Below are 11823 nucleotides of genomic sequence, written 5' to 3'. Positions count from 1 at the left end.
TCCACGCGAGATGACTGAGACGTCCGTCCTCGACGCGGTGAGCGTCGTGCTGTTCGAGCCGCAGGACCCGATCAACATCGGCGCGGTGGTGCGCGCGATGAAGAACATGGGCGTGCGCGACCTGCGGCTCGTGAACCCCGTCGAGTACGAGTTGAACCGGATCGAGCAGGTGGCGCACAACACGCGCGACGTCGCGGAGCGCATCCGGCACTTCGCCTCGCTCGACGAGGCGCTCGCCGACTGCGTGTGGGTGGCCGGCTTCTCCGCGCGACGGCGCGCCGCGAAATGGGCCCGCGTCGAGCCGCGCGGCGCGGCCGAGCGAGCGATCGAGCACGCGGCCGACGGCACGGTCGCGTTCCTGTTCGGCCGCGAGGACCATGGCCTCCCGGCCGAGGCGCTCGATCGCACGCACGCCGTGGTGACCATCCCCACCACGGAGCACGCGTCGATCAACCTCGCGCAGTCGGTGCTCATCGGGCTCTACGAGCTGCACCTCGCCGCGGGCGACGCGACGCGCATCCGCCACGGCAGCAACAAGCCGCGCAAGGACGCGCCGCCGCCCACCGGCGAGGAATGGGAGCTGTTCTTCAAGGACGCCGAGCGCGCGCTGCACGCCATCGACTTCCTGAAGACGCGCAATCCCGAGCACGTCATGCGCTCGATGCGCTCCGTGTTCTTCCGCGCCGAGCCGAACTCGCGCGAGCTGACGCTGCAGCGCGCGGTGTTCATCGAGATCATGCGCACCGTCGAGCGGGTGGAGCGGCTCACCGCCGCGCGCGTGCGCGAGGAGCGGGAGCGCGCGTCGTGAGCGATCGCGAGTGGCGCGAGCGTGCCGAGCGGGTCGTCGCCGCCGGCGCGTCCACCGGGAGCAAGCGGCCGGCGACGATGTTCGGCGGCGAGCACCACGACGCGCCGTCGCACTTCGTCCGCGCGCTCGGCTGCCGCGTGGTGACCGTGGACGGCGCGACGCTCATCGACTGCACGATGGCGCTCGGCGCCGTCGCGCTCGGGTACGCGGACGACGAGGTCGTGCGGCGCGTCTGGCGCGTCGCCGCGAACGGCAGCGTCGCGGGGCTCAATCACATCCTCGAGGTCGAGATCGCCGAGCGCCTGTGCGCGGTCGTGCCGTGTGGTGAGCGCGCGCTGTTCACGAAGAGCGGTGCCGAGGGCGTCGCCGCCGCGGTGCGGCTCGCGCGCACCTACACCGGCCGTGACGTCGTCGTCGGCAGCGGCTACTTCGGGTGGCTGGACTGGTGCAGCGACTCGGCCGGTGTGCCGGACGGCGTCAAGCGCGACTTCGTCGCCGTGCCGTGGGGCGACTCCGGCGCGTTAGGCGCTGCCGTCGCCGCGGCCGGCGATCGTCTCGCCGCGATCGTCGTCGAGCCGGTGGTCGAGCGTGAGCCGCCGGACGGCTGGCTCGCACATGCACGCGCGCTCGCCGACCGCGCGCGCGCGGTCCTCGTGTTCGACGAGATCAAGACCGGATTCCGCCTCCACCCCGGTGGCTATCAGGCGATCGCCGGCGTCACGCCGGACGTCGCGGTGTTCGGCAAGGCGCTGGCGAATGGCTTCCCGCTCGCCGCGGTCGTCGGACACGCCGACGTCATGGAGGCGGCGCGGCACACGTGGATCTCCGGCACGCTCGCCGGCGAGGCGGTCGCGCTCGCGGCGGCGCAGGCGGTGCTCGACCGCCACGAGCGCGAGGACGTCTGTCCGCGGCTGCGCGGCGTCGGTGCGCGCATGCGCGGTGCCGTCGTCGACGCGCTCGACCACGCTGGTATCGCCGGCGTCGGCGTCGAGGGACTCGATCCCATGTGGTTCATTCGCTGGAGCGACGCGGCGCGGGAGACGCGCTTCCTCGCCGGCGCGCGTGAGGCGGGGGTGCTGTTCAAGCGCGGCGCGTACGACTACGCGGCGCTCGCGCACGACGACGAGGAAGCGATCTCCGCGATCGGCCAGGCCGCCGCGGCGGGCTTCGATGCCGTGCGGCGACTCGACACGGAGGGACAGTGACCGTCGTGGAGGAGGTGGATCTCGTCGCGCGCACGCTCGCCGACGGCGTCGCGGGGCTTCCGTCGGCATCGCCGCTCGCCGGCCCCGAGCCGCTCGTCGACGTGCATGCGCACTTCTATCACGTACGGAGCCCGCGCGGCGACTGGGCGGCGGTGAACCTCGCGCGGATGCGCGCGGGCGAGCGGATCGGCGTGTCGTGGCACGTGGCGTCGGTGCTCGGTACATGGGGGCACACCTCGCCGACGTACTTCCCGTCGCCGGACGACGTGACGTACGGCAACGACGTCATGCTCGCCATCGCGCGCGCCGCGCCGCGCCGCGTGCGCGCGTACGCCACGGTGAACCCCAACTTTCCGCGCCACGCGCTCGACGAGATCGCGCGCTGCGTGGACGGCGGCGCGATCGGCGTGAAGCTCGCCGCGAGCCGTCGCGCCGACGACCCGCTGCTCGACGACATCGCGGCGCTCGCCGGCGAGCGCGGGCTCCCGATCCTGCACCACATCTGGCAGTGGCGGCGGCGCGACTGGCCGATGCAGGAGGCGTCCGACGGCGAGGAGCTCGGCCGACTCGCGGCGCGCCACCCGCGCACGCGCTTCATCCTCGCGCACGTCGGCGGCGGCGGCGACTACATGCACACGTACCACGCGGTGGCGGAGCTGCCTAACGTCTTTCTCGATCTCTCCGGCTCCGGCGTCGACCGCGGCATGCTCGACGGGGCGCTCGCCGCCGTCGGGCCGCGTCGCCTACTGTGGGCGTGCGACGTCACCATGGAGACGGGGCTCGCGAAGCTGCGCGCGGTCGAGACGCTCGGACTCTCGGCGGACGACCTCGCGGCGGTCCGCTGGCGCAACGCGGCGTCGATCTTTCCGGCCGGCGCGTTCGAGGGCCTCACGCCATGATCGACGCGAACGCGTGGATCGGCGGCTTCCCGTTCCGCCACCTGCCGCGCACCGACGCCGCGTCGCTCGCGCGCACCCTCGCGCGCGAGGGACTCGCTGGCGCATGGGTCGGGCACCTGCCGTCGGCGTTCTGGCGCGACCCGACGCCGGGCAACGCGGAGCTGTACGAGGCGCTCGCGCCGTTCGCCGACGTGCTGCGGCCGGCGCCGAGCGTGCGGCCGGACTGGCCGGGATGGGAGCGCGCGCTGCGCGACGCGGTCGACCGCGGCGCGCCCGCCGTGCGCGCGTACCCGGTGCAGTGGGGCATGGGCGCGGGAGATGCGTCACTCGCGCGGCTGGCCGCGGCATGCGCCTCGGCCGGCCTCGTGCTCGTGCTCACCGTGCGGTTCGAGGACCTGCGCCAACGGCACCATCTCGACGTCGGCGCGGATCTCTCCGCTGCATACGTGCGCGCGCTCGCGAGACAGCGGAACGACGCGCGGCTCGTGCTCACGCACGCCGGCCGCGAACTCATCGAGGAGATCTTCTGGTCGCTCACCGAGCAGGAACGCAGCCGGCTGTGGTTCGACTTCTCCTGCGTGTGGGGGCCGCCGGAGGACCATCTCGCGACGCTGTTCCGGACCATCGGAGCCGAACGATTCGTCTTCGGCACGGGATGGCCGCTCCGTCTCGCGCAGGCGCCGGCCGCCAACCTCGCGCTGCTCCCCGAGGACCTGCGGCACACGCGCATCACGAGCGTCGACGAACTCGCGACGCGCGGCGCGTGACGCATACACATGTATGCGTCGCACTTGATTCACCCCAGGGGCCCGGTCATTTTTCGCCGCACTTTGCGGGTTTGTGAATGCATTCACAAACCGGAACGATCCGCTCGGATATCTCCCGCTCGGATATCTCCTCTGCCCAGGTCGTTGCGATGACGAAGAGACGGAAGTGGACGGTGATCCCGGGGTTCCTCGCCCTGGCGGCCGCCGCCACCGTGCTGTCGGCCTACAGCGGCGCATCGAGCTCCCAGGGGCGCGAGCCCGAACAGCCGATCGCGTTTCCGCACCCGACGCACGTCAAGACGTTGGGCATGAACTGCCTGTACTGCCACTACTCGGCGAACAAGTCGCCCGATCCCGGCATGCCGGCCGTCGGGACGTGCGTCGGGTGCCACTCCGTCATCGGGCCCGATCGCCCCGCCTCCGACCTCGGGCCGAAGCGCCGCAGCGCGGAGATCGAGAAGCTCTGGAAGTACGCCGACATCAAGGGCGTCATGATGCCGGCCGGCGCCGCGGCGCGGCCCATCCCGTGGGTGCGCATCCACAAGGTGCCCGACTACGTGCAGTTCCCGCACATGCGCCACGTCACCGCGGGCGTCACGTGCCAGAGCTGTCACGGGCAGATCCAGAACATGGCGCGTGTCTACCAGGCCAACTCGCTGAACATGGGCTGGTGCGTCAACTGCCACGTGAACGGCTACAGCCCGGCCGAGGGCGCGCGGCTCGCCCAGGCACCCGATTCCGTGATCCGCGCCGCCGCGTCGCAGCCCCTCAAGAAGGCGCGCTACGACTGCGCCGTCTGCCACTACTGATCGGCGCACCTCTCATCGAATGACCATGAGCACTGAGACGGGGTCCGGCGGCGTCAAGCGCCGCGACTTCCTCAAGATCGTCGGCGCGACCGGTGCCGCGACCGCGGTCGTCGGGTGCACTTCCGAGAAGGTCGGAAAGCTCATCCCGTACGTCGTGAGCCCGGACGAGACGGTGCCGGGCGTGTCGAACTACTTCGCCACCGTGTGCCGCGAATGCGGCGGCCCGTGTGGCGTGCTCGCCGAAGTGCGCGACGGGCGCGTCATCAAGCTCGAGGGGAATCCCAACCATCCGGGCAATCGCGGCGCGCTCACGGCGCGCTGCCAGTCCGCGGTGCAGGGGCTCTACAACCCCGATCGCTACCGCGCGCCGCTGAAGCGCGTCGGCGGCCGGCTGCAGGCGACGACATGGGCCGACGCGCTCGGCATCCTCGCGCAGCGACTCGGCCAGGTGCGGAGCCAGGGCACCGCCGGCACGGCGGTCTTCATCAATCAGCACGAGCTCGGAAGCTTCCCGGCGTTCCTCGATCAGTGGCTCGCCGGCTACGGCATGCCCGCGCATCTGAGCTGGAACGCCGAAGCGCCGCAGGCGGTCATCTCCGCCAACCGCGCCGCGTTCGGCGGCTCGGCGTGGCCACGGCTCGACTTCTCGCGCGCGCGGCTCGTGCTCAGCTTCGGCGCCGACTTCCTCGACGGGTGGGGAAGCTCCGCGGCGCACCAGCTCGACTGGGCCGACGCGCGCGCCAAGCTCGCCGACGCGCCGCGCATGATCTACATCGGGCCGCGCCGGTCGCTCACGGGGCTGAACGCCGACGAGTGGATCCCGGTGAAGCCGGGGAGCGAGCTCGCCGTCGCGAACATGCTGCGTGGCCAGATGCCCGCCGCGCAGGCCGCGCAGGCGACCGGCGTCGACCAGGCGGTGCTCACGCGCCTCGCGCAGGAGGTCACCGCGGCCGGCGGCGCGGTGCTCGCCATCGCCGGTGCGACCAGCGCGAACGCGGGCGAGCTCGCGACCGCGGTGAACGCGATGAACGCGGGCGGTCTCGCCGCCGCCGACCCGACGATGAACGGCGCCGCGCGCCTCGCGACGTTCGCCGACGTGCGCGGCGTCGCCGAGCGGTTGAACGCGGGGCAGGTGTCGATGTTCTTCGTGCGCGGCGCGAACCCGGCGTACGAGACGCCGAAGTCGCTCGGCTTCGCCGCCGCGCTCGCGAAGGCGTCGAACACGTTCAAGGTCAGCTTCACGAGCTACCCGGACGAGACGAGCGAGCTGTGCGACCTCGTGCTCCCGGACCACCATCCGCTCGAGTCGTGGGGCGACGCGGAGGCGGGCGCCGGCATGATCGCGCTGCAGCAGCCCGCGATGGAGCCGGTGTTCGACACGCGGCAGACGGCGGACGTGCTCATCGCGCTCGCGCGCGCCGACCAGGCGAGCGCCGCGCGCTACCCGCAGGCGACCTACCGCGAGTGGCTCATGGGCCGCTTCCCCGGTGGCGCCGCGGGATGGACCGCGGCGGCGCCGAAGGGCGTCGTCGCCGGCAGCGTGCTCGCGTCGACCGCGCCGGCGCGCCCGGCGCCGACCGCGGTGCGCGCGCTGCAGGGCGGCATCGAGGCGACGCAGGGCGACTTCTACCTCGTGCTCTATCCGTCGCCGCTGCTCGGCCACGGCGCGGGCGCGAACAAGCCGTGGCTGCAGGAGCTCTCGGACCCCGTGACGAAGCTGTCGTGGCAGAGCTGGGCCGAGATCCATCCGATGAAGGCGAAGCAGATGGGCGTCGAGAACGGCGACCATCTCACGATCCAGACGGCGGCCGGCAGCATCACCGTGCCGGCGTACATCTACCCCGGCGTGCGGCCCGACACGATCGCCGTGCCGTTAGGCCAGGGGCACACCGCCTACGGCCGCTACGCGCGCGCGGTCGGCGTGAACGCGCTCGACGCACTGCCGGTGAGCGAGGACGCGGCGGGCGGTCTCGTGCTCACGGCGACGAAGGCGCGCGTGTCGAAGGCGGCCGGGCACAGCGCGCTCGTCACCACCGAGGGCTCGGCGCGCCAGCACGGGCGGGGCATCGGGCAGGCGATCGCCGTCACGGAGCTCGGCGCCGTCGCGGCGCCGGGCGGCGAGCGCGCCGGCGCGATCGCGCCGCAGAGCGGCGGGCCTAACACGACGGTCCCCGGCGCCGGCCAGCAGGGCGCTGGCGAGGGCGCGGGCGAGGAGCACATCCCGGGCGAGGCGAAGTCGCACTTCCTGCCGGGGCTCCGCTCGCCGGTGGCGGCCGACGCGCAGGGCGACTACGCCGACCCGACGTCGAAGGACCACGGGATGTACGACCCGAACCATCCCACGGGGATGGCGAAGCGGCGTTGGGCGATGACGATCGACCTCGCCCGCTGCACCGGGTGCTCGGCGTGCGTCACGGCGTGCTACGCGGAGAACAACCTCCCGACCGTCGGCGCGCCGTGGCAGGGACGCGCGCTCGCGCCAGGCGTGTGGGACGAGACGCCGGGCGCGAACATCATCAAGGGGCGCGAGATGACGTGGATCCGTCTCGAGCGCTACTACGAGGGTGCGTGGAACGTCGAGAACGCGTTCGAGCCCGACTTCGACACGCGCTTCGTGCCGATGCTCTGCCAGCACTGCGGCAACGCGCCGTGCGAGCCGGTGTGCCCCGTGTTCGCGACGTACCACTCGCCGGACGGGCTGAACGTGCAGGTCTACAACCGGTGCGTCGGCACGCGCTACTGCTCGAACAACTGCCCGTACAAGGTCCGCTACTTCAACTGGTTCGGGTACGGTGAGCCGAGCCGGCGGCAGTACGCGTTCCCCGAGCCGCTGCACTGGCAGCTCAATCCCGACGTCACGGTGCGCGGCAAGGGCGTCATGGAGAAGTGCACGTTCTGCGTGCAGCGCATCCGCGAGGCGGAGAACCGCGCGAAGCTGGAGAACCGCTCGCTCGAGGCCGACGAGTTCACGACGGCGTGCGCGCAGGCGTGCCCATCGCGCGCGATCACGTTCGGCGACGCCGCGGATCCGAAGTGGACGGTGGCGCAGCTCGCCAACGACCGCCGCGCGTACCACGTGTTCGAGGAGCTCAACACCTACACGGCGGTGGTCTACTTGAAGAAGGTCACGCATCCGGCGCCCGGCGCGCCGGTGGCCTGAGGAGGCGACACCATGGCCTCTTACAGCCAGCCGCTGCCGCCCGCGGGCACGCCCGAGCGCCGCATCGTGCCGAACGTCGCGACCGCCGACGTGCAGCTCCCGGCGATTCGCGACTACGAGCAGGTCGACAACGAGATCATCCGCACGATGTCCCCGACCGCCGGCTGGTTCGGCGCGTTGGGCGTCGCGATCCTCTGCATGCTGATCGGCGCGTCCGCCTGGGCCTACCAGATCTACTGGGGGCTCGGTCAGGCCGGATACGAGCCGCCCAACATGTGGGGCGTCTACATCATCACGTTCGTCTTCTGGGTCGGCATCGGCCACGCGGGGACGCTGATCTCCGCCATTCTGTATCTCTTCCGCGCCGGCTTCCGCACGACGATCTACCGCGTGTCGGAGGCGATGACCGTGTTCGCGGTCATGACGGCCGGGCTCTTCCCGATCATCCACATCGGGCGCCCGTGGAAGTTCTACTGGCTGATCCCGTACCCGAACTGGCGCCTCATCTGGCCCAACTTCAAGTCGCCGCTCGTCTGGGACGTTTTCGCGATCTCGACCTACCTCACGATCTCGACGACGTTCCTGTACGTCGGGCTGATCCCCGACATCGCGGTGCTGCGCGACCGCGAGACGAACCCGGTGCGCAAGCGGATCTTCTCGGTCCTCTCGCTGGGCTGGCGCAACTCGGACCGCGAGTGGCGGCACTTCGCGCGCGCGTATCTCTTCCTCGCCGCGTTCAGCACGCCCCTCGTGCTCTCCGTGCACTCCGTCGTGTCGTTCGACTTCGCGATGGCGCTCACGCCCGGATGGCACGCGACGATCTTCCCGCCCTACTTCGTGGCCGGCGCCATCTTCTCCGGCTTCGCGATGGTGTGGACGATCGTCATCCCGATCCGGAAGTGGTTCAACCTCAAGCACGTCGTCACGCTGAACCAGCTCGACGCCACGGCGAAGGTCGTGCTGATGGTGTCGATGATCGTCGGCTGCGCGTACCTCACCGAGTTCTTCATCGCCTGGTACAGCGGCAACCGCGCGGAGCAGGAGTACTTCTACAACCGCGTGTTCGGGCAGTGGTGGTGGAGCGCGTGGATCCTGCTGCTGTGCAACATGGTGTTCCCCATGTCGCTGTGGTCGCAGAAGCTGCGGCGGAACACCACGTGGCTGTTCATCCTCAGCCTGTTCATCAACCTCGGGATGTGGTACGAGCGCTTCGTGATCGTGGTGCCGTCGCTCACTCACGAGTTCGAGCCCTGGCAGTGGAGCAACTACATGCCGAGCTGGGTCGACATGTGCTTCCTGCTCGGCTCGTTCGGATGGTTCTTCATGTGGTTCCTGCTGTTCTGCAAGCAGCTGCCGGTGTTCGCGCTGGCCGAGATCAAGGAGATCGTGCCGCCGAAGCTGCGCGAGCGGCACCCGCATGAGGACCACATCGACGTCACCGGGCACCACCAGCCCTACGAGCCGGACGTGCCGGGGGAGTTCGCCTGATGCAAGGGGTCATCGGAGCGTTCCGCGAGCTCGACGCCGCGGTGCACGCGGTGGAGGAGCTTAAGAAGTCCCGCCACGGCGACGTCACGGTGTTCATGCCGACGCCGCGCCACGAGCTCGAGGAGGCGCTGCACGCCGAGCCGAGCATCGTGCGCCGCTTCACGCTCGTCGGCGGTCTGCTCGGCGCGTCGTTCGGCTACTGGGTCGCGATCTGGACGTCGGAGTACTGGCCGCTCGTCACGGGCGGCAAGGCGGTCGGCTCGTGGATCCCGTACACCATCATCTGCTTCGAGCTGATGGTGCTCATCGGGGGCCTGTCGACGGTCTTCGGCATGTTCTACGTGTCGCGCATCCCGCGCCTCACGCTCACCGTCGGCTACGACCCGCGCTTCAGCCATGGCGACTTCGGCGTCTGGGTGGAGTGCGCGCCCGATCGCATCCAGCCCGTCGAGGACATCATGCGCCGCAACGGGGCCGTGGAGGTGCGCGGTGAGCGCTAATCGCCGACTCCTCCTCGCGCTGCCGCTCGTGCTCACGCTCGGTGCGTGCGACTGGTTCACCGAGTTCAAGAGCCAGCCGCGCATCGAGCCGTGGGAGCCCATGTCGCAGCGCGACGACGACACGACGCACGCGCCGCGCGGCCAGCCGCGCTTCGCCGTCCCGGTCACCGGCGCGTACGCGCCGAGCTACGCGATCAGCTACTCGCAGATGCCGGCGACGATGGACTCGCTCGGTGCGCTCGCGAACCCCACGCCGCCGTCGCCTGCATCGCTCGCGAACGGACGCAAGTACTACACGATCAACTGCGCCGTCTGCCACGGCTTCGAGGGGAAGGGGAACGGCACCGCCGTGAAGTACGGCATGGCCGGCATCGACCTCACGGGCGCGATGACGCAGGCGCGCACCGACGGCTACATCTTCGGCATGATCCGGAACGGACGCGGCCTCATGCCGACGTACAACCGGATCGAGGAGATGGAGCGGTGGGACGTCGTGAATTATGTCCGCGCGCTGCAGGGAAAGGTGCCTAACGCCACTGGCGGCACCGCGCCCTACGGCGTGCCCGGGCAGAACGGGACCACGGTCCCCGGCCCGAGTCACACCGCGCCGACGCGCCCCGCGCCGATGTGGCGCACGACCATGACGACGGCGCCCGCGGCCCCCGGTGCGGCGCCGGTGCAGGGTGCGCCGACCGACAGCACGCGGCCGGCCGCCCCCGCGCCCGCGACCACTCGGACGCCCGACAGCGCCCAGACGAAGAGAGGCACGCCGTGAGCCTGCACGCCGTTCACGTACCGACGCGCGAGGAGCTGATCCGCGCGACGGCGAACAAGCCCGTCCCGCGCGGGATCAAGCTCGCCTGCGCGGTGCTCGCGGCGATCGGCGCCATCGTGTTCATCTTCGGCGCCGTCACCGGCCAGGACCGCGCGTGGCTCGCGCTCCAGTTCAACTGGACGTTCTTCACGATCGTCTCCTCGGCCGGCGTCGCGTTCGCCGCCGTGCAGCGGCTCACCACCGCACGCTGGTCGCGCCCGGTCGTGCGCTTCGCCGAGGGCTACGTCGGGTTCCTCCCCGTCGCGTTCCTGCTGCTCCTGCTCATGCTGTTCGTCGGGCACCACCACATCTACGCGTGGGCGAAGGAGACGGTGCACGTCGACCAGAAGCGCGAGTACCTCGACCCCACGTTCTTCCGGCTGCGCGGGATCGTGATCTTCGGGCTGATCACGTTCTTCAGCTGGTGGTTCGTGCAGCGATCGGTGCGCCTCGACGTGGGCATCACGCCGGAGGACGGCACGGCGTCGGGCTGGGCGCGCGGCACGCGCGACAAGATGCGGCGCGCGTTCGGCGACGAGCGGCGCGAGCTCCACTCCACGCACTCGCTCCTCGGCAAGCTCGCCGCGGTGATCTGCCTGCTGTACGGCTACGGGTGGTCCGTGCTGATCTGGGACTACTCGATGACGATCTCGCTGCACTTCCAGAGCACGATGTACAGCTGGCAGGTGTTCATGGGCGCGTGGCTCGTGATGCTGTTCACGCTCGCGATCCTCGTCCGCTGGTGGCGCGCCCACCTGAACGCGCCGGACCTGATCACGGAGAGCCACTACCACGACATCGGGAAGCTCTGCTTCGCCTTCACCGCGTTCTGGGGCTACCTGACGTTCGCGCAGTACCTCGTGATCTGGTACGGCAACATGCCGGAGGAGACCCACTACTTCCGCCTGCGCCTGATCCAGCCGTGGATGGGAGTGACGACCGCCGTGGCCGTCCTCGTCTTCGTGATTCCGTTCTTCGGCCTCCTCGGCAAGTACCCGAAGCTGTACTCGCCGTGGATGCTCTTCGTCGCCTGCTGCGGGACGATCGGCATGTGGCTGCACCGCTACCTCGAGATCTACCCGTCGGTGTTCGGCGGCGTGGAGGAAGGGCTGACCGGGGTGCCGTTCGGTCTGTTCGAGATCTTCGTGAGCCTCGGCATGCTCGGGCTGTGGGGGCTCTGCTACGCGTCGTTCATGGACGCGTACCCGAAGATGCGCATCTTCATGATGACGTCGCCGTTCCGCGACGAGGTCCAGGTGCCCGTGGACCCGGAGACGATGGAGCCGCTCCCGGCACACGAGTAGGGGCGCACCCGGATCGAAACGAGAACGCCGGCGCTGGAGTCAGCGCCGGCGTTCGTGCATCCGCTCGAA

At 70.6% G+C, this 11823-nt stretch carries 10 protein-coding genes; all 10 read left to right on the top strand.

Going from position 1 to position 11823, the window contains the following annotated elements:
* The first annotated feature begins 10 nt into the window (after positions 1 to 10).
* The 10 genes from J421_RS18315 (at position 11) to J421_RS18270 (ending at position 11754) form a co-directional block, all read left to right on the top strand.
* A complete protein-coding gene (locus J421_RS18315) occupies positions 11 to 808 on the top strand; it encodes an RNA methyltransferase (protein WP_025412629.1) in 798 nt (265 codons plus the stop codon).
* The gene (locus J421_RS18310; RefSeq protein ID WP_025412628.1) at positions 805 to 2013 is read left to right on the top strand and encodes an aminotransferase class III-fold pyridoxal phosphate-dependent enzyme; all 1209 of its coding nucleotides are present in this window, start codon (positions 805 to 807) and stop codon (positions 2011 to 2013) included. The genes J421_RS18315 and J421_RS18310 overlap by 4 nt, the downstream gene beginning before the upstream one ends.
* On the top strand, positions 2010 to 2912 hold the full coding sequence (locus tag J421_RS18305) for an amidohydrolase family protein (protein WP_025412627.1): 903 nt from the start codon (positions 2010 to 2012) through the stop codon (positions 2910 to 2912). Before J421_RS18310 ends, J421_RS18305 begins: the two co-directional genes overlap by 4 nt.
* Positions 2909 to 3679, top strand: a complete 771-nt coding sequence (locus J421_RS18300; protein ID WP_025412626.1) for an amidohydrolase family protein — start codon at positions 2909 to 2911, stop codon at positions 3677 to 3679. Before J421_RS18305 ends, J421_RS18300 begins: the two co-directional genes overlap by 4 nt.
* A gap of 149 nt (positions 3680 to 3828) precedes the next feature.
* On the top strand, positions 3829 to 4488 hold the full coding sequence (locus J421_RS18295) for a cytochrome c3 family protein (protein WP_025412625.1): 660 nt from the start codon (positions 3829 to 3831) through the stop codon (positions 4486 to 4488).
* A gap of 25 nt (positions 4489 to 4513) precedes the next feature.
* Positions 4514 to 7648 carry a molybdopterin-dependent oxidoreductase gene (locus tag J421_RS18290; RefSeq protein ID WP_025412624.1) on the top strand — a complete coding sequence of 1045 codons (3135 nt, stop codon included), beginning with the start codon at positions 4514 to 4516 and terminating at the stop codon, positions 7646 to 7648.
* Between the two features lie 12 nt (positions 7649 to 7660).
* On the top strand, positions 7661 to 9136 hold the full coding sequence (gene nrfD / locus J421_RS18285) for an NrfD/PsrC family molybdoenzyme membrane anchor subunit (protein WP_025412623.1): 1476 nt from the start codon (positions 7661 to 7663) through the stop codon (positions 9134 to 9136).
* Positions 9136 to 9636 carry a DUF3341 domain-containing protein gene (locus J421_RS18280; RefSeq protein WP_025412622.1) on the top strand — a complete coding sequence of 167 codons (501 nt, stop codon included), beginning with the start codon at positions 9136 to 9138 and terminating at the stop codon, positions 9634 to 9636. Before nrfD ends, J421_RS18280 begins: the two co-directional genes overlap by 1 nt.
* Positions 9626 to 10411, top strand: a complete 786-nt coding sequence (locus J421_RS18275; protein ID WP_025412621.1) for a c-type cytochrome — start codon at positions 9626 to 9628, stop codon at positions 10409 to 10411. Before J421_RS18280 ends, J421_RS18275 begins: the two co-directional genes overlap by 11 nt.
* Entirely contained in the window at positions 10408 to 11754 is a 1347-nt protein-coding gene (locus tag J421_RS18270; RefSeq protein WP_025412620.1) for a hypothetical protein, read from the top strand. Before J421_RS18275 ends, J421_RS18270 begins: the two co-directional genes overlap by 4 nt.
* The last annotated feature ends 69 nt before the right edge of the window (positions 11755 to 11823 follow it).

This window comes from Gemmatirosa kalamazoonensis, assembly GCF_000522985.1.
Lineage (GTDB): Bacteria > Gemmatimonadota > Gemmatimonadetes > Gemmatimonadales > Gemmatimonadaceae > Gemmatirosa > Gemmatirosa kalamazoonensis.
The sequence above is the reverse complement of the archived record's forward strand: the minus strand, read 5'-3'. Positions and strand labels throughout refer to the sequence as shown.

What these genes read in the sequence shown, in the direction of transcription:
- J421_RS18315 (WP_025412629.1), top strand. Translation starts at nt 11, where the DNA reads ATGACTGAGACGTCCGTCCTCGACGCGGTGAGCGTCGTGCTGTTCGAG.
- J421_RS18300 (WP_025412626.1), top strand. Translation starts at nt 2,909, where the DNA reads ATGATCGACGCGAACGCGTGGATCGGCGGCTTCCCGTTCCGCCACCTG.
- J421_RS18295 (WP_025412625.1), top strand. Translation starts at nt 3,829, where the DNA reads ATGACGAAGAGACGGAAGTGGACGGTGATCCCGGGGTTCCTCGCCCTG.
- J421_RS18290 (WP_025412624.1), top strand. Translation starts at nt 4,514, where the DNA reads ATGAGCACTGAGACGGGGTCCGGCGGCGTCAAGCGCCGCGACTTCCTC.
- nrfD (WP_025412623.1), top strand. Translation starts at nt 7,661, where the DNA reads ATGGCCTCTTACAGCCAGCCGCTGCCGCCCGCGGGCACGCCCGAGCGC.
- J421_RS18280 (WP_025412622.1), top strand. Translation starts at nt 9,136, where the DNA reads ATGCAAGGGGTCATCGGAGCGTTCCGCGAGCTCGACGCCGCGGTGCAC.